The organism is Sphingobacterium sp. UBA6320 (assembly GCF_002440335.1).
GTDB lineage: Bacteria > Bacteroidota > Bacteroidia > Sphingobacteriales > Sphingobacteriaceae > Sphingobacterium.
Window position 1 is genome coordinate 1 of sequence record NZ_DJTA01000011.1, and the last position, 22,471, is coordinate 22,471.

Annotated in this window: 14 protein-coding genes; 5 read left to right on the forward strand and 9 right to left on the reverse strand. The window is 36.2% G+C overall.

Annotated features, from left to right (window positions below; translation table 11 throughout):
- Positions 1-81: 81 nt before the first annotated feature.
- The 9 genes from B3P23_RS06775 to nagA all read right to left on the reverse strand — a co-directional run bounded on the left by B3P23_RS06775 (position 82) and on the right by nagA (position 16,559).
- A complete protein-coding gene (locus B3P23_RS06775; protein ID WP_045755339.1) occupies positions 82-1,938 on the reverse strand; it encodes a RagB/SusD family nutrient uptake outer membrane protein in 1,857 nt (618 codons plus the stop codon).
- 11 nt (positions 1,939-1,949) lie between these two features.
- A complete protein-coding gene (locus B3P23_RS06780) occupies positions 1,950-5,408 on the reverse strand; it encodes a SusC/RagA family TonB-linked outer membrane protein (RefSeq protein WP_293925191.1) in 3,459 nt (1,152 codons plus the stop codon).
- 57 nt (positions 5,409-5,465) lie between these two features.
- The gene (locus tag B3P23_RS06785) at positions 5,466-6,689 is read right to left on the reverse strand and encodes an exo-beta-N-acetylmuramidase NamZ family protein (protein WP_293925192.1); all 1,224 of its coding nucleotides are present in this window, start codon (positions 6,687-6,689) and stop codon (positions 5,466-5,468) included.
- A gap of 477 nt (positions 6,690-7,166) precedes the next feature.
- On the reverse strand, positions 7,167-7,811 hold the full coding sequence (locus B3P23_RS06790; protein ID WP_293925193.1) for a peptidoglycan recognition protein family protein: 645 nt from the start codon (positions 7,809-7,811) through the stop codon (positions 7,167-7,169).
- A gap of 58 nt (positions 7,812-7,869) precedes the next feature.
- Positions 7,870-9,642, reverse strand: coding sequence for a SusD/RagB family nutrient-binding outer membrane lipoprotein (locus B3P23_RS06795; protein WP_293925194.1), 1,773 nt, complete (start codon positions 9,640-9,642; stop codon positions 7,870-7,872).
- 12 nt (positions 9,643-9,654) lie between these two features.
- On the reverse strand, positions 9,655-12,816 hold the full coding sequence (locus tag B3P23_RS06800; RefSeq protein WP_293925195.1) for a SusC/RagA family TonB-linked outer membrane protein: 3,162 nt from the start codon (positions 12,814-12,816) through the stop codon (positions 9,655-9,657).
- A 245-nt stretch (positions 12,817-13,061) separates the two neighbouring features.
- Positions 13,062-13,610, reverse strand: a complete 549-nt coding sequence (locus B3P23_RS06805; RefSeq protein ID WP_293925196.1) for an acyl-CoA thioesterase — start codon at positions 13,608-13,610, stop codon at positions 13,062-13,064.
- Between the two features lie 159 nt (positions 13,611-13,769).
- The gene (locus B3P23_RS06810; RefSeq protein ID WP_293925197.1) at positions 13,770-15,377 is read right to left on the reverse strand and encodes a glycoside hydrolase family 10 protein; all 1,608 of its coding nucleotides are present in this window, start codon (positions 15,375-15,377) and stop codon (positions 13,770-13,772) included.
- Positions 15,378-15,446: 69 nt separating this feature from the next.
- A complete protein-coding gene (nagA, locus tag B3P23_RS06815; RefSeq protein ID WP_293925198.1) occupies positions 15,447-16,559 on the reverse strand; it encodes an N-acetylglucosamine-6-phosphate deacetylase in 1,113 nt (370 codons plus the stop codon).
- Positions 16,560-16,627: 68 nt separating this feature from the next.
- Between nagA and B3P23_RS21405 the strand changes: the two genes are divergently transcribed.
- The 5 genes from B3P23_RS21405 (at position 16,628) to B3P23_RS06835 (ending at position 22,463) form a co-directional block, all read left to right on the forward strand.
- On the forward strand, positions 16,628-16,759 hold the full coding sequence (locus B3P23_RS21405; protein ID WP_317233181.1) for a DUF6728 family protein: 132 nt from the start codon (positions 16,628-16,630) through the stop codon (positions 16,757-16,759).
- 10 nt (positions 16,760-16,769) lie between these two features.
- Positions 16,770-17,156 (forward strand): RidA family protein, encoded by a 387-nt coding sequence (locus B3P23_RS06820; RefSeq protein WP_293925199.1) that lies wholly within the window; start codon positions 16,770-16,772, stop codon positions 17,154-17,156.
- Positions 17,156-18,082: an EamA family transporter gene (locus B3P23_RS06825; RefSeq protein ID WP_293925200.1), complete on the forward strand. Its 927-nt coding sequence runs from the start codon at positions 17,156-17,158 to the stop codon at positions 18,080-18,082. The genes B3P23_RS06820 and B3P23_RS06825 overlap by 1 nt, the downstream gene beginning before the upstream one ends.
- 157 nt (positions 18,083-18,239) lie before the next feature.
- Positions 18,240-18,953: a hypothetical protein gene (locus B3P23_RS06830; RefSeq protein WP_293925201.1), complete on the forward strand. Its 714-nt coding sequence runs from the start codon at positions 18,240-18,242 to the stop codon at positions 18,951-18,953.
- Positions 18,954-19,403: 450 nt separating this feature from the next.
- A complete protein-coding gene (locus B3P23_RS06835) occupies positions 19,404-22,463 on the forward strand; it encodes a SusC/RagA family TonB-linked outer membrane protein (protein WP_293925202.1) in 3,060 nt (1,019 codons plus the stop codon).
- Positions 22,464-22,471 lie beyond the last annotated feature (8 nt).

Sequence of the window (22,471 nt, forward strand, 5' to 3'; positions counted from 1 at the left end):
AACTTATTTCAGGACGGGACAAAGTTAACAAAAAGAGCCACCTAAAATTAAGTGGCTCTTTATTAACTCAGTAGTCGAAAACTACCAACCTGCTGTTTGTGTTAATGTATATCCTCTATCCTTATACTCATTTATTTGAGCTTGACCTACAGGAGCCATATAAGAACGATCTGTAAAAGACTCTCTATTTTGTGCGTTTTCAACCATGTAGAAACCAACCAACTGATCCGCATTCTTACCATCATAAGTAATGATCGCACCCGATGCATTCACAATTCTTAATTTACCTTGATTGCTAGCACTTAACAAGCTTGGCATATCCGTTTTAACATCCAACCAGGGACCTAAGAAGTAGTCTTGATTTTTACTATAATTCATATAATCAAGTTTTTTCCAACGTTTAATATCCAATAATCGAAAACCTTCATATACAAACTCCATGCGTCTTTCACGACGTATTTCCCACATTAAAGGAGAAACATCTGCGTCACGAGAAGGATCTGCTACTATACTTCCTAGGATTAATGGAGCAGTCTTTTTAACACCTTTAGATGTTGCAACTGCATCAATAGGACGATTTCTGATTGCATTAATTGACTTATCTAAATCTGACTGGGTAACAGCAGCTCCACCAAATCCTTCAGCTAAAATCTGTTTAGTTTCCACCCAATTAAGCACAACTTCTGCCAAACGAATGACAGGGGCATCACTGGTGTTTGTGTTGCTAGCCCAAGCTGCAGGATATGTTTTGCCCAAATAAGTAAGTGCCTCACGAGATGCAAATTTAAAAGCATACAATAAAGTAGCAGAAGAACTTAACGGTTTTTCATAAAACGAAGCTTCAAACCTAGGATCTCTAGAGACTGCTAAATCCTGTATTTTGAAACTATTTGCATTGGTTACAGCAGAATTTTGCCAAGGTTTACCATCGTTACAAATAAACGATTTCATCAGTATTAGATTTGCTGCTGAGTTTTGTCCTTCAGTCCCATTACTATAAGATCCTACACTATGGGTAACACTTTTACCATTATCATAAGCTCTATACATAATCACCTCTTTGTTAGCACTTAGATCATCAGAAGAAAACAAACTTTTGAAATCACTGGTAAATGAATATGCATTTGAGCTAATGACGATTTCAGAAGCCTGCTGTGCTAATTCTAAATATTTTTTTGCTCTATCTTTATCCAAATTATGATAGTATTGAAATGATCCTTCAAACAACATTAATCTAGAAATAAAAGAGGCTGCAATATATCTATTCAAATATTGTTTACCATCATTGATTCGCATATTTTCCAAGGCATATTTAAAATCTTCGTAGACTCTATCCATCACCTCACCGCGTTTATCACGATCTTTATACATCAATTGATTATCATTATCTGCTAATTCACGATCAAAATATGGAACATCACCAAAAACTTCCACTAAGCGACTATACTCAAACCCTCTAAAAAAGCGAGCAACTGCAGTCCAATGATTATAGGCTTCAGCCGTAATATTTGGTTTTGTCCTAGTATCGATTCTATTGATAAAAATATTTGCTTTTCTTACCCAGGCAAAATTCCATGTAGGTCCAGAATATTGAGTCAACATAGAGGGAGCCTCCATCGCAGTAATAGTAGACCCAGAACCCACACGAGATGCAGGTATAGAATTCTCAAAATTGGTTTGAACATTTCTATTGGTTAGATCATCCGAGAATGTATATCCAATTACCGGAGCATAATCTGTGCCCCAAGCACTATTATAACCCACAAAGTAATTTTGATAAAATCCATTTGCATATAAGCGAAGCCCTAATTCATTTCCCCAACTATTTTCATCTTCCAACTGTGTCAATTGATTTCTATCTAACACCTCTTTATTACATGATGAAAACAAAGTCATTGCACCTAAAGCAATGTAAGCTATTTTCTTTGAATATTTCATTTTCATTGTTATTAAAAATTAACTTGAACACCAAACGATACAGATTTGAAAGTTGGCGTACCAATTCCCGTTCTACCCGAATTATAATTTGTTTCATTAAACATAGAATAACCATTGATCACTTCAGGATCAATAGGAAGTCCATTAACATGGTCTTTTGTAAAGAAATTCTCTAATGATGTATACACACGCGCAGATTTAATATAAACCTTATTCAACATAGTTGCCGGCAATGAATATCCTAATGTGATATTTTTAACTCGTAAATATGAAAGATCTAGCAAATATCTCGATTGAATTTGCATATTATTATTCAGATTATTACCACCATTATTATAAGCTCTAGGATAAAATGCCTCTAGATTATCAGCAGACCAAAAATTATCAGCAATAGTCGAAGGCATTGCACCATCAGATGATTGGTAACCAGCTATAGCCAAAGAACCATTTCCCCACATCTCGCGTTTACCTATACCTTGCACAAAGGCAGAAAAATCAAAACCTTTAAAATCAAGACCTAATCGGAATCCATATTCATATCGAGGCGTTTCATTACCTAAAATTGCCAAATCGCCATGATCATTAACAGTCTTACTTCCATCATTGATAACACCATCTCCATTTAGATCAGCAAACTTGACATCACCTGGACCAAAGAAAAAGTCGCTACTATTTTGCAAATATCCTTGGTATGCACCATTAGGATCAGATAATTTATTCACTTTCTTACCGTTATTAGTTGTTGTAACTAATTTTCCAGCTGCATCATATTCAAAATCCGAGGCTTGATATAATCGATCAGTTTTATATCCCCAGATTTCTCCCACTTTTTTACCAACATAATAACTACTAATCAATTGAGTGTCGGTATATTTTAAAATAGTGGATTGCGCATCAGCTAATGTACCTCTCATATTTAAACCTAAACCATTACTAAATCTATGGTTAAAGTCTACTGCAAGCTCCCATCCTTGAGTTTTCATATCACCGTAATTACCTTGTGGTGCAGGAGCCCCAAATGTTGCACTTACGTTTCCACTAGGAACAATCATATTTCTCGTATTTCTTCTATACCAATCAAATACAAAACCCAACTTATTATTTAAAACTCTTATATCAGCTCCTAAATTTAAAGTTTCAATATTTTGCCATGATATATCCGATCTCACTGATGTTGGTGTACCAATCGCATATACTCTACTACCATCTGCCGCTAACCAACTCACTTCACCAACATTCATAGTTGAAGTATATAAACTTGGTTTGATAGTTTGATCACCTATTGAACCCCATGAACCTCTAAATTTCAATTGGCTTACAACTGGCTTTGACCACTCCATAAAACTTTCTTCAGATGCTACCCAACCCGCTGAGAAAGAAGGAAACCACTTCCATTTCAAGTCTGTAGGAAATTTGGATGAACCATCGTATCTTATATTACCCTCGAAAAGATATTTATTCTTATAGGCATAATTTACACGACCAAAGTATCCTAACTGCGCTTCCCATCTCGCATCTCCAGTAGCTTGTTGCGATGCAGTATTGATCCCAAATCCTAGTTGTGGGTTATTTAAATCAATTAAATTAAATGTCTGAGAAGAATTCTCTGAATAATCTAATGTCACCCGGTTCAAACCTGCAATAAATTTGAAATCGTGATCATCATTAACTCTCAAATTATAAGTCGTTAATGCATTTATTGTATTATTCCGCTCATTACCTGCTGTTCTTTTATAATGATCCGGATTACCACCGTTTGGTGTATATTGGTAATAATTTAAATCATAAGCACGCATGGCGCCCGCAGCACCCGCCGCTACTACACTTCCCGTGTTATCTACATAAACAGGAGCCCCATTAGCATCATTTCTAACCACACCGGCTACCCATGAATCTGCACCTGTAAATCGTGTTCCTGGATACGTATTGATCATCTCATTATTTGCAAAAGTATAATCAATATCAAACTTCCAATTATCATTAATCTTTACAGTAGCTCCTAAATTTAGATTTAAATAGTTGTTTTGTAAACTAGCAGTGTTAGCAGCAGATGTTTCGCTCCAAGGGCTTCTAATGGCTCTATCATTTTCATCCACTCCCATTGGATATAACGAACTCCATCGGTATAGATATAACCATGGATCGGCAGTTGTTGAGCTAGTCGTATACGGGTACTGTTTATTTCTTCTTGAAACCATCGCACCCGCTCTCACAGTCAAATATTTATTAAGCTCTGTAGAAATTCTCAATGAAGCATTATAGCGTTTAAACTTATCATTATCAGTCGTTTTCATCATACCAGCCTGATTAAGCGTAGCCATGCTTAAATTATAATCAGTTTTACCAGTAGATCCAGAAAAAGATAGATTGTGCTGGGCTGAAGGAGCAACATCACGAATCATATAATCTTCAGGATTATAAGTTCTCACACCATATTTTTTAGTTGGTTCAGCTGGATTCACATACCAATCTCTCCCATATACAGTTGGATCGTTAACGCCTAACTTACCTCCATATAGTTTCTCCCATTCTAAAGCGCGATTATAACTCTCTCTGTTTACTTTATAAAAAGCACCTGCTTCCGTTCCGCCGACACGTTCCACAGCTTCCAGCGTATATTTCAAAGCATTAACCCCTGCCATATTATAATCAATGGCCGAACTTTGAAACGAAAAGTTGTTTGAATAATTGATATTTACTTTTTCTCCCGAACCACCTTTTTTTGTGGTAATCAACACAACACCAAAAGCAGCCTTTGCACCATAAATTGATGAAGCCGCAGCGTCTTTAAGGACAGTTATAGATTCTACATCCGCCGGATTAACCAACTGAATACTCGGAATTTCAACATTATCTAATAAAATCAGTGGATTTGAGGTTCCTGCTATAGATCCCATTTGTCCACGTATTTTCATTACTGGATCAGAGCCCACCTCTCCACTTGGAATAACAACAGTCAAACCAGGAGTAGTACCCTGAATACCTCTTCCAACATCAGCAATTGCTCTTCCCTGTAAATTGTCTTTTACGGAAATCGAAGAAACAGCACCTGTCAAATTCCCTTTTTTCTGTGTACCGTAACCAACAACTACCACTTCTTCCAAAGATTCATTACTTGATTCTAAAGTAACGTTCACAGTGTTAGAACTTACCGTTGCCTCTTTTGTAGCATAACCAATGGACGTAAATCTCAACTTACTCCCGATAGGAGCCGTAATCTTGAAACGTCCTTGAGTATCTGTTTTTGTAGAGGCTGTCCCTCCGACAACAACTACACTTACTTCCGCCATTGGCCCATCTGGCCCTGTCACCACCCCCTGAACTGCATTTTGAAGCACAGCTTTGGATGAAGCTAAAAGTGACTGTGTTACATTAGGGCTATTCAGCACTCCTTCTTTGCTCACATTACTGAAAGACTTAGAAGGCACACTCAGACCCACAGCAACAGAAAATAGTATAAATTTTCTCATTGTATCGTAGCGTTTTATAATAAATGAATTTTTATATTGAAATTTAGTTAGTTTGTTTTATTCAAAATCGGGGTATAATAAATACTTCTTGCGCATCACTTTATATGCCGCTAAATCAGCTGCCCACGAAGCTCTTATCTCCTGTTCCGATTTTCCGGCAAGAATCTGCAGCCTCAATTGATCAGTCCCAGCAAGTTTATCAAAAAATGCAGGTCGAGCGAAAAAAGTAGATTTATCTGGAGTTTTCTTGTAAAAATCCAATACGTATTTTAAGGTAAATTTATGTTCAGAAGGAACTACACCTCGAAGGTCAATCCCATAATTAATAGCACCTTTACCTTCTACATGCTTACTCATACCGTGACGTTCACCAGGAGTAAAAGTAAATGAGCCATACACAGGATTGGTATAACCAATAATTTGAAAAGGCCAATCCGTTCCACGTCCTACAGAAATATCTGTCCCCTCGAAAAGGCACAATGACAAATAAAGTCTGACTGAAAGAGGATTAGGCAAGCTAGGCGAAGGAATAACAGGAAGATCATACATCATCTTATGGTCATATCCTTTAACAGGTACAATGGTCACATCACATTGTTTGCCATTTTCTAACCATTTTTCACCATTGATCATCTTAGCCAATTCACCAATGGTCAAACCATGGATCATCGCTATTTTATGCCAAGAAACATCTGATTTAAACTTATCATCATGTCTTACCGGACCATCCACCTGATCACCATTCGGATTTGGACGATCCAATACAATAAGTTTTTTATTGTGTTTTGCACATAATTCCATCACCCGATGCAAGGAAGTGATATAGGTATAAAAACGCGCGCCAACATCTTGAAGATCAAAAATCATGACATCAATTGCATTTACAATAGAGTCTTGTTTTTGATTACCTCCATATAAAGTATATAATGGCAATCCAGTTTTTGAATCAACATCATTACCAAATTTCTCTCCACGCTCCACATCCCCTCTAAAACCATGCTCAGGCGCAAAGGCAAATTTTAAATCCACTTTCTCACGCAATAACACATCTACCAGATGCTCCTTAGATGCCCCTACGATAGAAGTTTGGTTTCCCATAACACCTACTTTCTTACCTTTTAACATACGCAAGTAAGATGAAAGCTGATCTGCACCGGTTAAAATTTGCGCATTTTTATTTGGAGAAGTAAATGAAGTCTGATTTACGACTACTGATTTACTAGCACATGAAGTGAAAGTAAGAAAACTCATTAATAAAAGGAATCCAAATAGTCTTTTCATATTTTATTAAAAATTAATGGTAGCGTACCTATCATACTGGCAAATAGATGATAATTCGTGAATAAATGTAAGTAGATGTTTTCGTTTTTTTAACTAAATCACTCACAAAAACGCAAAACAAAGTAAGTAGTCACTTTTATTTTCTATACACACCATTAATTGTTATTTAACATTATTTAACAAAAAACATTCAATAAACATGACAAATACCTGAATATCAAAAACATATTAACAATAATTAAGAAATACAAAAGCATAATTAGTGTAACTAATACACATATTTGTAACATTATTATTACAAATAGAAACTGCGGCATAAAACAGCAATTAATGATTTTTCAAAAAATTACATCAAAATACTTTAGAAGAGATAGTAATATGATTAAAAAAACATCCACATTTCAAGAAATCAGATGAAAAAATACAAAAACAAAAAAGGAGTTCACAAGAACTCCCTTTTTGTTTTTTATAATCCTGTTATAAAGATAATAGATTCAAATCAATCAACCTTCTCCTTAATTTGATCATAAAATCATCTCCAGGATCTGACTTTGAAGTGATATAATTTGAATTCGTTTCTTTCCAATATTTTGTATTACGAAAGGTCTTATATTCGTGATGACCAATTACAAAATTTATTGAATACTTGCTTTTTAACTGCCTAATGAGAGCCTCATTCGCCAACAGCTGCTTTTCGGTAAGTGGATACTTATCACCACCAATATTTTCAATACCGATCGCACAATAATTCAAACCAATGGTATGTCTAGCGAATACAGTATCAGGCAAAAATTGATAAATCGTACCATCTCTATCGATCACATATTGCGACGAAACATTTAACGGGCTTGCTTTAGTCAATTCTGGCCTCCCAGGCAATAATACTGGATTAAACGTATTAAAAGTTGCTTGTACACTATTGTTTGCTGTCCAATGCACGACGACCATTGTTGGTTTGATCACAGCCTTTTGCTGCACAATACCATGCCTATTTTGAAGATAATCCAAAGATAGCTGCTCCCGCTCTGCATTCCAAAGAATAGGTTTTTGGATAATCACAGGTGTTTGTGCACAAAGCCAAATTGGAAATAGGGTTAAAATTAATTTTAAATAATATTTCATACTTCTAACTATTATCATATTAATACGAAAGCCGCAAATAGCGGCTCTCAAAGATAAATTATTCTTTTATGTCCCACCAAACCGGAAATGACCAGATATCATCATTCAAAGCATTTGGATGCGAAGCTTTTAAGCTTTCAGAATTGTAATTAATTTCATGTGAGACTTGACGTACCCTCCTGAATTGTTTACCTTGTGGTATTTTTGTTTGTGCTGCCGAAGTTACAGTATACTCATAAGGTACTTTCCAACCTGGATACACCATACTACTAAAATCGTATCTTCTCATATCATTCCAGTTTTGCTGCGAAAATGATAAAGCAATAAATTTCTGAGTCATTATTTTTGCCAAAGTAATATCTGCAGCAGTTCCAATACCTTTAGTAAGAAAATTATCTATTTTACTCTGAGCCATAGGAGATTTACTTACATTTTCATTTCCGTAAGTACTTAGCTTCATATTCATCAAATCAATATGTCCCTTAATACCAGAAACATAAGCATTATAAGCCCCAGCTTTATCTCCTTTATTAAATAAAACCTCTGCCTTTATAAAACACATTTCAGGATACCCTAACAAATGAGTTGGGGCATCAGGACGAGAATAAAATGTTCCCGAAGCTGCTACCACCCCATCCTTCCATTTGTACGTGTCAGATACATCACTATCGTACCCTTTTGAACTACTTTTTATCGAAACGTACACCGTGTCTCCCCAGCGTTCTGAATTTGCAGAATTAACATACCAAGAATGCGGTGGAACCGTGCGACCATTATTTTGAATGGCATTACCGTCCGCATTATAAGAAGCAGCTATTGGCCCAGCATTCATACGGATAGTTGATTGCATATCAATTCCTTTAGATCGAACAAACTGCTTTGGGGATCCATATTGTGCCCAAGGGAGAAGCTTATCGGCCCTTGGGTCTTCTACTCCAGTATTATCAAAATTTGTCAAAATATCAGCATACCATTTTGTCACTAAAGTATTGGTATTCATACCAGCATTATTAAAAACAATTGAAGTCTTCACGGGGTCCGCAAATAAAATATCCCCAATATTATCCGCAGGATCATCCTGATGCGATATTATCGTACTTTCGCCTATAGATAACGGAGATTTTTCAAGCGCAGCCAATACTTCATCAGGCTTATATAAACTCGATTTCTTAGATAGATTATTTAACCATCTTGCCTTCAAACCATAACACATTTTCAGCCATTTATCTACATTTCCTGCATTCCAACTATCTCCTTCAGACAATGCTGTCGCAGTATTGGGCTGAGTCATATTAAAATAAGCTATTGCCTGATCAATATCAGCGAGACAACCTTCATAAATCATTTTACCATCATCAAACTTTGGCGTATTGATTTCCCCCAGTGCTTCACTATAAGGCATCTCACCATACCAATCCGTCATCAACATAAATCCCATAGCACGAATTGCTTTCAAAGCACCTAGATAATGGTAAGCATTTTCGGCTGTGGCTTTTTCTTCCAAATCTTTAAAATTAGATCCTGCACCTACAAAAAAGAATTGATATGGCGTGGTCGACATACCTGCAACGGGGTTCCATCCTGCAGCCATACTTTGTTGCCCAGTGCTACTGATAAAAGTCAATTGTTGGGTAACATATCCTGCCCTTGTACCAGCTGTTCCTTGCGCATACAAATAGTAATGTTGTATCCAAGCCAATCGACTTTTAACAGAAGCAACAGTACTCGATGGTGTATTGGGGTCCACATTAATATCCAACCATTTTTTACTACATGATGAAAACAGAGTTAAAACCACTAGTAGTGATAAGATTTTTTTATAATTATTCATGAGCTTACTATCTTAAAATTTAAAGTTTAATCCAAACATAACTCCAGCTGTGTTAGGTACACCATTGTAATCAATACCAACAGAGCTTGAACCAGTTACCCCAGAACCGGCGGCAGAAGTCTCCGGATCCATACCTTTATAGTTTGTCAAAAGCCATAAATTATTTCCTGTTACTGTTGCAGTTAGACCTTTTACTACGTGCGAAATCCCAGCATTTTTTAGAATTCCGTTTGTAAAATTATAAGACATTGAAATATTACGCAACCTTAACCAATTTGTATTAGTCATAAAATTTGAACTTTCACGAGCATAGAAGTCACTCCAATAATCTTGAATAATCTTTCGCCCACTAGTTTTTACACCTTTAATATCATAAATTTCATCTGCTAAAAAAGTAAAGGTTTTATCTTCATAAATGGGAGCCTGTTCGGTACCGCCATTGCGAACTGCTCCATTTAAAATCAATTTATTACGATCTTCCGAACGCTTACTCATACCATTAAGTGTCATTGCATAATCTGTCCCATTATATATATCTCCACCTATTCTGAAATCCAATAAGAAAGAAAGGTTGAAATTTTTATAAGTAAAACTATTATTAAATCCTCCTGTCAATTTTGGTTCACGATTACCAATGTTGTAAGTGGTTTGATTGTCACTTGTAGGCATTCCCGTATTGGCATCTAAAACCACCCTTCCTTCTGAAGTACGCGTCCATTTAGAACCAGAAATACCCATAAAATCACCACCGTTGAAGGAAGCAGCCTTTGCATTACCAACCTGAACATCCGTTACATATAAAATATTAACTCCTGCTAACAAATTATCAACAGTACCCTTATTTCTAGACATATTCAAAGTTGACTCCCATGTAAAATTATTATTTACTATTGGTTTTCCTGTCAATGACAACTCCATACCTTTATTATAAATATCACCACCGTTGACAGAAACAAATATATAACCTGTTGATTGACCTAGTCGTGGGGAAAGTATTTGATTATATGAATTGTTCGTATAATAAGCATAATCGATACCTAATCTTCCCTTAAAGAACCTTAATTCGGCTCCAATTTCAAAAGAACCTGTCGTTTCAGGTTTTAATAAAGGATTTCCTTTCTGCCAGTTGTTACCAGCTCCAACTATACCACCTAAATATTCAATAGGTCTCCAAAGATAAGTATTGGTGACATATGGATTAGCATCTTTACCAACTCTTGCCCAAGAAGCACGAAGCTTTCCAAAAGTTAACCAATCCACTCCACTATCTTTCAATAGTTCTGAAAACACAAAACTACCACCTACCGACGGATAGAAGTAGGATCTATTTGCAACAGGAAGTGTGGAAGTCCAATCATTTCTTCCAGTTACATTTAAATAAAGCATGTTTTTATATGAAGCTCGCAATTCACCGTATAAACCAAAAAGTCTTTTTGTGGAATTATTGACCCTAAATTGTTTATTAGAAGCGGCAATATTTTCAAAGCTGTAGAAATTTTCCACCTCAAAATTATATCCCAATCTTTGATTATTGGTTGTCTTAGTTTGTTCTGAGAAAAAACCAAATAATGCACCTAGATCGAAATCACCGAACTTTTTATTAAAATCTGACATCAAGTTCGATGACCAATAATTGTACTTAAAGTCACTTTCGGACATCATCCCATTTTGCCATATTTTTTTTACAGCTCCATCCTCTCCCAATCGAGTTGAATTTTTGGTTAAATAGCTATCCGCACCAACACGATAGGTCACATTCCACCAATCAAAAATGGGTAAAGTAGCGTTAATGCTTCCTGTAAAACGCTCTGTATTATCACCAAGAACATTACGATTAATTGTCCAATATGGATTTTCAACATCATCTTCTAAAGGTTGAAGTCCTGCAAACATTCGATATTTAGTACCATCATCATTAAGATATTTCTTCATATCATCACTTCGGGACCAACCATACAATGACTCCAAAGCACCAGTACCACCTGAACCATATAATCCAGCTGAAGTCAAGGTTTTATCTGTATTTGCTAAAGAATAACCAACATTAGCTCCAACAGTTAACTTTCCAAATTTTTGGTCACCATTAAACCGAAATGTCGTTTTATCAAAACTTGTATTTGGAATAATACCTTGTTGATCAAAACGAGAGGCCGATAAATAAAAAGTGCCATTCTTATTACCTCCGGACAGATTTACAGCATTATCGAATATGGTAGAGTTTTGAAAAAAATCTTTAATATTATCATACATAATATCATCAGGTCCAAATTCTTCCCCCCAAGATTGAGTCGTATAAGTATCTAATTTACCAGCACTATTAAAATACCCTCTCTTAAATTTACTTTGTTGTTCTGGTAACCGATTTACCCAACTATTAGAAACTCGGCTTGAAAAACCAATCTCAGTTCGACCATCCTGTCCCTTTTTCGTTGTAATAATTATAGCACCTGCTGCTGCTCGAGATCCATACAAAGCCGCTGCTGCTGGCCCTTTTAAAACTGAAACATTATCAATATCTTCAGGATTAATATCCATTACCCTATTGCTATTAGACGAAGATGTAGCTTGTGCACCGTCAAAACTACTATTCCCACCTATTACTGTTGAATTGTCATAAATAACTCCATCAACAACGAATAAAGGTTGATTATCTCTTTCTAAAGATGTACCACCTCTCAAAATAATTTGTGCTCCTGCCCCTGCCGCTCCAGATGACTGTGTTACATTCACACCGGCTATTTTACCCGCTAATGAATTCACAACATTCGCAGTTTTATTCTTCATCAACTCATCAGCTTTGATATCTTGAACAGCATATCCTAGAGCTTTTTTCTCCTTTTTTATCCCCATAGCTGTGACAACCACCTCGCCCAAGGCTTCTTCACTTCCAGAAAGCGCAATATTGATGGTAGAACTAGAACCAATGGTTTGCTGTGTTGACTTAGAACCAATAGCACTAAAGATGAGGACGTCTCCAGGTTCAGCTTTTATTGTAAAACTTCCATCTGGATTAGTTTGTGTACTGACTGCTTTACCTTTAATACTGACAGTCACATTCGACAGGGATGTTCCATCAGATGCATTGGTCACTTTGCCCGAAATAGTTTTCGTTTGCGCCCACAAGCTGGTAGATAACATCACTCCCGAACAGAATAAGAGTAATTTTTTATTCATAATAATAATTTAGTTAGTTGCAATTGTTAAAATCGGGTGGTTTTCCCCGACTGGTTTACGATCATTACACTACAATAGTATAAAAAGGTTCCAAGCTTTGCAAGATTATGCGTAATTATTTTAATAATATGCCTTAAAACACAACCCTAAATCATCTCTTTGTAACACAATCGATTGAATCGAGCAAAAATTAAAAAAACAAAATGCAGAAATACGCACAATTTGAACATAAAAAAGAAAAATCATTACAACATGATCTTAACATCATAGCGTTCCCTGATATAATTTAACTGTTCCTCCGAATCAGATTCCAAATCAGGTATTGCGCGCTCCCTTTCTTTATCGATCTCAATTTTAATGATACTTTTATAAAACCGAAACACCTCTTTTTCATTCGATAATGTCAAACGCGGAACACGAACAGAATTTCCATGCTCATCTTTTGCCACCATTGTAAAATAAGAAGAGTTGCAATGTTTTATTTCACCAGATTGAATATTCATAGATTCAACACGAATACCGACTTCCATAGAAGTATTGCCAACATAATTTACCGAAGCTATGAGGGTAATCAATTCCCCTACTTCAATCGGTTTTAAAAAATTAACTTTTCCCACCGATGCTGTCACACAATAATGTCCAGAAAACTTTGAGGCCACAGCAAAAGCTATTTGATCCATCAAGGAAAGCACATATCCACCATGAATTTTACCTCCAAAATTGGCATTGGAGGGTAACATTAACTGAGACATCCGTATAACAGACTCACCAGCTTTTTTATAAATTTCTTCCATATAATTAAATATACTTTAGAAAAAAATCAATTCCTAATCGATCCCGCTCAAGCAATTACATCCATGACTTCCATTCATAGACGACATGATCGACCAAAATCATACTTTACAAAAAAGGGTTATCCAAGTTGGATAACCCTTTTTTTAATATTTTTTAGATTACTTAATCTTTTCAGCAATATATGGACTTTCATTACTCAATCTATCCACCGCTTTAACCGCAACATATTGCAACTTTTTGCCATTCTTAATTTTCGGAAGCTCTCGAGCTGTTACCGATGGATCTAGAATATCATAAGACCATTCTCCTCCATAATTGGTATAAAGAACCCAATGAAACACTTGGTCAATCTGCTTGTGTTGCCATTTTGCAAACATAAAATCTTTCTCTGAAGTCAACAACAAAGTTGGTTTCAACATCGGATTTGCATTCAGCCAAGGTGTCCTAGGAATCAACACCTTATTTTGGTATGGACCTTCAAAAATAGCTTTTGCCATACTAGGATTTTTGGTCAAACCTGCTAAACTCCAATGAACAATACCTTTGCTATCCGGAACAATGTTGCGCATTGCCGCAATTTGATTGACGATCTCAGTAGAATATTCTGCCGTACGTTTACCCACAGTATTAATGCCGGGCCACAAATGCCTGCGCATCGTATTTTCACTCTCCCACCATTTTAGCAAAGTCGTAAAACTCTGTTTGGCCGGCTGAATAGGCCAATATAATTGTGGCGTATAGTAATCCACCCAACCTTTATTCAGCCATAATTTTGCATCCGCATACAATTGATCATATTGACTTGACCCTTGAATACCTGCTGGATAACCTGGCTTCCAAATTCCAAAAGGACTGATACCAAATTTCACAAAATTTTTCTCTGCTTTAATTTCTTTATAAATACGCTCTACAAATGTATTCACACTATTTCTTCTCCAATCCGCACGTGTCAATGTACCACCACTTTTCTTATATTCATTCCAACTATCACTATCAGGAAAATCTTGACCACCGTTATATTCTGCGTAAGGATAGAAATAATCGTCAAAGTGTACCCCATCAATATTATAACGTTTTACAATATCCATCACAACACGTGATGCATGATCTTGCGTTGATTGTTTCGATGGGTCAAACCAATACCATCCCTGTTTCAAGCGAACGACAGAATTACCCATCTTTTTAGCCATGGAAGATTCTGTCAGCTTACCTCCGGAAGTATGGTGCGCACGATATGGATTTAACCAAACATGTAACTCAATACCTCTTTTATGTGCCTCTTCAACCCAAAATTCTAATGGATCATAATATGGAAAAGGAGCTTTTCCTTGTTCTCCTGTTAGGAAATAAGACCAAGGTTCCAAATCACTTTGATACAAAGCATCAGATGATGGACGAACCTGAAAAATAGCTGCATTAAAATTGTTATTCTTCAAAAAATCCAAGATTTGGATAGCCTCTTGCTTTTGTTCATCAGTAGACAAGAAATTCTTACTTGGCCAATTGATATTCGCTACAGTAGCGATCCATGCAGCACGAAATTCACGTTGCACTTCAGGAAGCTCAACTACAACCTCTTTTTTCTCTTCAGCCTTTTTCTCTTCAATATTATTTTTTACTTTCTCACGTTGAGGCTTATCTTTTGCATCCGGATGTTGCAATTTAACTTCAGTAGTACCCTTTACCTGCTCTTGTTTTCTATTCTTTTTGGAAGAACATGAAAATAAAAATAAAGCAACTGATAGTATTAATAAGTGATGTTTCATTCAAAAATGTTAATGTGTTGTTTCAAAATAAGCTACAAATGTACGGATTATGATTTTGTATCGACAGAACTACTTCGATATTAACTTTCCTTTAACCAACACTTCCTGAAGTTTATAATCCGCAGAGAAGATTAAAAGATTAGCAATACTACCCAGATTTAGATTACCAATATCTGTTCGCTTCAACAATCGAGCAGGATATGTAGTCGCCATACGGATTGCTTCATCCAATGGGATACCGACTTGCTGTACAGCATTTCTAACCGACTCAAATAAAGAGACAGCAGCACCTGATATCGTACCATCTGGCAGCGAATAGTAACCATCATTCAAGACATGCTGATAAATCCCTTTCGAACAAGCTGCTACAGCATCTGTAATTAAAAATAAACGTTCACCCATCTGTTTTTTTGCAATTTTAACAGCTTCAAAACTCACATGATGCCCATCTAAAATAATACTAGAGCATACTGTAGGATGATTAAAGATTGCTCCTACCATTCCTACCTCTCGATGGTGCAAAGCTGACATCGCATTGAATAAATGAGTTCCTGTAGGAATACCTAGATCGAATCCCTTCGTGCCTTCCTTATATGTAGCATCACTATGACCTGCGCTTAACAAAAGTCCATAAGATTGTAAATATTCAAGCACGTCGTCATCTATACACTCTGGAGCAATGGTCATCATTTTCACAATAGAAGGATGATCGCCTAGCAGTTCTTTGATATTCTCTTTCGTAGGTTTTACAATCAATTCAGCAGGGTGGGCACCACGCTTTTTACTATTCAGAAATGGTCCCTCCAGATGTAATCCCAATAATGCGTCATGCTTAAAATGACCAGCAACTTGAATAGCTTCTTGAAAAACATGAAATGTATTTGTTGCCAAAGTCACCATATAAGAAGTCGTTCCCTTACGAACTAGTCCATCCGAAATTCGCTGCAAAGACGCTGCTGTCAATTCAGCGGAAAACAAGTCATCGCCATCGCCATATAATTGTAAATCAATTAAACCAGCACACATATTCGCACCTTTGACGTCCAATTGCTCCCAATCAGTTGGAATTTCTTTTGGATCTACGATAGCTGTAATTATTCCATTTTCAACGAGTAGAGCTTTGTGTTCAATCAGATCATAATCTGAGAAGATTTTGCCACCAACTATAGCAAGTTTATTCATTATCTTTTATTTTTGATTGTTTAAAGATAATCATTGCGATTATCAATTTACAAGCGTAACTTAGTTCCATGTACTTTTTTAGAAAAAAAGACCCCAATCGCCCCACCAACGGCAATCTAAAAGCTATGCATATCATCAATGCCATAGCTATCAGTGTTTTTATATTGGCGTTGATCTATAAAATATTCCTTGCATCCTAAATACCAACATATGTCTCAAAAAATTATTTTAAATACAGAAAAAGCACCCGCAGCAATCGGTCCATACAACCAGGCAATAAAAGCCGATAAAACATTATATGTATCTGGACAGATTCCTTTAGTTCCGGGAACGATGGAATTAATCACAACAGGAGTTGCAGATGAAGCTCATCAAGTTTTAAAAAATGTAGATGCTATTTTAAAAAACGCAGGTTATGGATTTGAAGATGTTGTTAAAGCATCCATTTTCTTAAGCAATATGGATGACTTCGCGACAGTCAATGAAGTATATGCACAATATTTCACCACTGTACAACCGGCACGTGAATGTGTTGCTGTTAAGACACTACCAAAAAATGTAAATGTAGAAATTTCCGTGATTGCTTGGAAAGATTAATGATAACCAAAGAACAAGATACTGAAGGCCGCGGAAAGTATTTCTTAGCGGCTTTTTTAGGTCCTTTAATTTGGGGATTTATGGCTGTCCCTATTCGCTTGTTAAAAAATTGGTCAGCAGAGGATATTCTGCATTACCGCATCATATTAGCCGTTTCACTTCTTTGGCTCTTCAACTTTATTTTCAGAAAAAAAGATCTTAAAAAAGACTATCGCAGTTTTCAACTACTTCCTAAGAATAAAAGAATTAAAATCGTTTATCTTACACTTGCATCAGCTATTCTACTATTTGCAAATTGGTACACCTATATCTATTGCATCAACAGTATTAGCGTACAAGCGGGTGCGTTCGCATATATTCTATGCCCATTGATTACTACTGCAGGTGGTTATTTCATTTTAAAAGAAAACTTAAATACCACTCAAAAACTATCTTTAATTATTGCTATAACTGGCGTATTCATGCTAGCAACGGGGTCTCTGACAGAAGTATTATGGTCCTTAACGATTGGTTCACTATATGCCTTCTATCTGGTCTTACAGCGTATCATACAAGGTTTTGACAAACTCAATATGCTAGCGATACAACTAGCCATGTGTACTTTATTTATTATACCCCAAATGATAATGGATGAAAGTCCAATACCTCAAGAAGGCACATTCTGGAGCATTATATTAATCACAGCATTACTATTTACCATAATACCATTATTTTCAAGCATGTATGCGTTAAAGAAAATATCTTCTTCGACACTTGGCATCATGTTATACATCAACCCAATCATTGCATTTACACTAGCTGTTACCTATTTTCAAGAACAGGTAGATCCATATAAATACTGGGCATATGCTCTGATTTTCACTGCCATTATTATTTTTAATTTCGATAAATTAAAAATTCTCTTCAAAAGGAAAAATTATTTGTAGCATTTCAATTTCTTAATGCGTTTAGATGGTTAATAATCAATTATTAATCATCTAAACCTTATATCTGTGATGAGAATTTGCCAAATTTTTAGGATTAGTACTTTAATACTGATACTCTGTCCAATTCTTATATTTTAAATCTATAACCTTTATGATCATGATCAAACAGCTTAGCTATCTTACGCTATTTATTTTACTTGTTAGCGCATGTAAAAAAGATGAAACAACTTCACTGCAATGGGGTGAACTAGCCAAAGAAAAAAGAGAAGCCATTGAGCAGCTCATTGCTTCAGAAAAATGCGAGAGCCTAAACGATTGGACCATTGAAAAGGCGGCAAATTATTGGTATGGACACAGCTATTTCCCTGTGCACAAACATATTAAAACACAATTTGAAAAACTTTGGAATGAATATCGTGAACTTGAATCTAAAGGAATAGATGCAGGAATCCGAGAAGGAATTATCTACGAACCCTGTGAAGAAGGCATTTGGCATGTTTCTGCCCCTATTCAACTTATCTGTGAAAATGGAAAAGCCAAGCTATTATATATGAAAGATCTTAGTTTAGCCGATAGCAAAGCACAAATAATTCCTGTAAAAACTAGGATAGACGATTATCTAAATACCCTTAAGTGCGACGGAACAAATAATTGGACGACTACTTTACTTTTAAAAGATTGTGGAATTGATTATATCCCTTATTTAACGACAGCTAACCTAATTGAAATCAAAAAAGATATTGCACTTTACAATTCTTTAAAAAAGAATATCCTTGAAGGTGAAAAACCAAATTGCCCAGTGGGTGAATATATGTATCCGACAGGCGTAAAATGTGTCAATAATAAACCTGTCGTCGAACTCTCTAAGTAATTAACACAACCGTTATTTAATAAAAGGCAGTCATAGCTTAGTAGCATGGCTGTCTTCTTACACTAAATTCTTCCCAGATAGAAAATAGTGATTTCTGAAATAAGAAGAACCTTATGATACATAATAACAAATATCTAAAAAATATGACAAAAAATAAATCAACTGTAAAACAGACAGATAGGTAAGATAAACAGAAATACTGTATCACATTTGTTATAAAATCCTTTCAAAATTTCCAGAACAATAGTACTTTAGATTCCCATTACGAGAAAAAACCGTCTCGCTAATAAATTATATTGATTTTATTTTACGTCTATCTGATACGTACCCTCCTATATTCAATATAAGACACCTAACTAACCAATGAGCTAAATTGAATTAGCCATTGCTTATAAATCAATTCTTATGAAATGTGTAAAGACATAATTAGATCATAACACATATTACTACATGAATAGTAAATTACAAACAACATTGAAGATCTTGGGTATTGTTCCAACAATGCTCTTTTCAGCATCTTTACTTCTTGCCCAAAACACGCAGGTGAAGGGTACTATTGTGGATGGCCAGTCTAATTCACCAATAGCGGGAGCTACTATTAAAGTTTTGGGAACATCTAAAGCCAGCTCATCAGATGCTAGCGGTGTTTTCCAAGTGAACGTTGACGATAAAAATCGTATTTTGAGCATCAGTGTTATTGGGTATGAAACCAAAACCGTAACACTTGCTCCAAATGAGACTACTGTAACCGTAAGTCTAGTGCCGCAGACACAACAACTCGAAAGTGTGGTTGTAACAGCACTTGGGATCAGCCGCGCTCAAAAATCGTTGACCTATTCGACCCAACAACTGAAAGGCGACGAATTGAATCGTGTGAAAAGCACCAATTTGGCCAATAACCTAAATGGTAAAGTAGCAGGTGTCAACATTGCTTCAAGTTCATCCGGACCAGGTGGATCTGCCAAAGTTGTATTAAGGGGAAACAAATCAGCTTCAGGAAATAACCAAGTTTTATATGTTGTTGATGGAGTGCCGATCAATAATCAGACATTAGGATCACAACCTGACAATGTATTTGGAGGTCAACGCGATCCTGGAGATCCTATTGCCATGATCAATCCCGAAGATGTGGAGAATATTTCCGTACTAAAGGGAGCATCAGCTGCCGCTTTATATGGTAGTCAAGCAGCCAATGGTGTTATCTTAATCACGACCAAATCTGGAAAAGGTGGCCGCACCACAGTTAACTTCTCCTCCAGTGCACAGATCGAGCAAGCAACCTCGTTACCAGAATTTCAAAATCAATATGGGCAAGGATCCGGAGGCAATGCTAGCACGACAAGTGTAACCAGTTGGGGAGCAAAAAATGATCAAACGAACTTTGATAATGTTAACAAGTTCCTAAGAACGGGTAGCAATTTCACCAACTCATTGACATTATCTGGAGGAAACGAGAAAAATCAAACGTACTTCTCTTACGCCAACACTTTAGCAAAAGGAATTACGCCAAATAATGACATGACCCGTCACAACTTCAATCTTAAAGAAAGCGCCAAGTTTTTTGACGACAAACTAACGGTAGAAGGAAGTGCTAATTATATTACTCAAAAACTAGACAATGCACCGACATCTGGTTTTTACTATAATCCTTTAGTGGGACTTTATTTATTGCCTCGCAGTGTTGACATTTCTCCTTATAAAGAATTCGAGAAATTCAATCCAAGCCGCAATCTTTATGATCAAAACTGGTTTACGCTCTCAGATGACCCAACCACACAACAAAACCCTTGGTGGATCGTCAACAGAAATCAAAATAGTTCAAAAAGAAACCGTCTATTGTTAAACGGTAGTGCCAAATATCAAATCGCACCATGGATCAATGTTCAAGCACGTGGAAGTGTCGATCGTACCAGTGAAGTTTGGGATAGAAAATCATATGCAGGTACACAGTCTATTTTAGCCCGACCTAATGGAGGATATAGTTATACCAATACAACCATTACTCAGCAATATGGGGATTTGATCGCCAACATGAATTTCAATTTCAACGATAAATTTCAAATTGCAGGTGTAGTAGGTACCAGTATCACAGACTGGAAGACAGAAGGTGTCGATTACAACAGTGGTACAGCTGGTCTACAATATCCAAATCAGTTTATCATCCAAAATTCAACTACACCAACTCCAACAGGTCTATTGAACAACAGAAGACAATTACAATCGGTCTTTGCTAGTGCCAATTTATCCTACGATCAGTGGTTATATCTGGATCTAACAGCACGTAACGATTGGTCAAGTACCCTAGCTTTTACAGAATCAAATTCATTCTTCTACCCATCGGTAGGTCTAGGTGTCGTTTTAAATGACAAGTTAAATATGCCCGATTTTGTCAACATGGCCAAAATTAGAGGATCGTATGCTATCGTTGGAAATGATTTACCACCTTATACCACTTTATTGACCAATAACCTCAATGCATACGGGGTCATCAATCTTAATGATATCGCATTTCTCAAAGGTTTGAAGCCAGAAAAAACCCATTCATTGGAAATTGGTACTGAATGGCGTATGTGGAACAACCGCTTAAATGTAGATGTCACTTATTACAAAACAAATACGAAAAATCAGTTCTTCAAAATTGCGGCTAGTCAAGCATCATTGTATGATCAATATGCTATCAATGCTGGTGATATCCAAAATCAAGGAGTTGAAGCATTAGTATCATTAGATGCCATCAAAAATGACAACTTCACGTGGACAACAAGTTTAAACTTTACGTATAACAAAAACAAAATTATCAAGTTAGATGATCGCATTAAAGAATTTGCATTGACCGGAGATGGACGTAATAACTATGCTTCCAAATTTGAAGTTGGCGGTTCTTTCGGAGATATTTATGGACAAGATTTTGCGCGTGACGATCAAGGACGTATTCTAGTATCTGAAGATGGATCTCCACAAAAGAATTCAAACTATACTAAGTTAGGCAACTCAAATCCAATTTGGCAAATGGGATGGAACAATAGCTTCAATTATAAAAACTTCAATTTAAGTTTCTTGATCGACGGCAAATTTGACTACGAAGTCATGTCCATCACACAAGCGCTTCTTGACGGTTACGGTGTTTCAAAAACAAGTGGCGATGCCCGTGCAAATGGCGGAGTTGCTATTAATGGCATCACAGCTTCAGGTATTACAGTGACCAATGTTGATGCCGAAAAATGGTATACCACTGTCGGTGGAATGGGACCTGTAAGTAGCCAATATATCTACGATGGAACAGTTGTTAGACTACGTGAATTGGTATTAGGATATGATTTTAATATCAATGACAGTTTCTTTAAAAAACTACGCGTTTCAGCAGTAGGTAGAAATCTATTCTACTTGACTAAGAAAGCACCATTTGATCCAGAAGTAACCATGTCTACCGGTAATACCCTAAGCGGTGTAGATATCTTTATGATGCCACCAACCCGTAACTATGGTCTTACTTTGAATGCAACATTTTAAAAAAACAA

Coding starts and splice junctions, on each gene's coding strand:
- B3P23_RS06795 (WP_293925194.1), bottom strand. CDS start 9,642: ATGAATAATTATAAAAAAATCTTATCACTACTAGTGGTTTTAACTCTG.
- B3P23_RS06825 (WP_293925200.1), top strand. CDS start 17,156: ATGATAACCAAAGAACAAGATACTGAAGGCCGCGGAAAGTATTTCTTA.
- B3P23_RS06785 (WP_293925192.1), bottom strand. CDS start 6,689: ATGAAAAGACTATTTGGATTCCTTTTATTAATGAGTTTTCTTACTTTC.
- B3P23_RS06805 (WP_293925196.1), bottom strand. CDS start 13,610: ATGGAAGAAATTTATAAAAAAGCTGGTGAGTCTGTTATACGGATGTCT.
- B3P23_RS06830 (WP_293925201.1), top strand. CDS start 18,240: ATGATCAAACAGCTTAGCTATCTTACGCTATTTATTTTACTTGTTAGC.
- B3P23_RS06835 (WP_293925202.1), top strand. CDS start 19,404: ATGAATAGTAAATTACAAACAACATTGAAGATCTTGGGTATTGTTCCA.
- nagA (WP_293925198.1), bottom strand. CDS start 16,559: ATGAATAAACTTGCTATAGTTGGTGGCAAAATCTTCTCAGATTATGAT.
- B3P23_RS06810 (WP_293925197.1), bottom strand. CDS start 15,377: ATGAAACATCACTTATTAATACTATCAGTTGCTTTATTTTTATTTTCA.
- B3P23_RS06775 (WP_045755339.1), bottom strand. CDS start 1,938: ATGAAATATTCAAAGAAAATAGCTTACATTGCTTTAGGTGCAATGACT.
- B3P23_RS06790 (WP_293925193.1), bottom strand. CDS start 7,811: ATGAAATATTATTTAAAATTAATTTTAACCCTATTTCCAATTTGGCTT.
- B3P23_RS06780 (WP_293925191.1), bottom strand. CDS start 5,408: ATGAGAAAATTTATACTATTTTCTGTTGCTGTGGGTCTGAGTGTGCCT.
- B3P23_RS21405 (WP_317233181.1), top strand. CDS start 16,628: ATGTACTTTTTTAGAAAAAAAGACCCCAATCGCCCCACCAACGGCAAT.
- B3P23_RS06800 (WP_293925195.1), bottom strand. CDS start 12,816: ATGAATAAAAAATTACTCTTATTCTGTTCGGGAGTGATGTTATCTACC.
- B3P23_RS06820 (WP_293925199.1), top strand. CDS start 16,770: ATGTCTCAAAAAATTATTTTAAATACAGAAAAAGCACCCGCAGCAATC.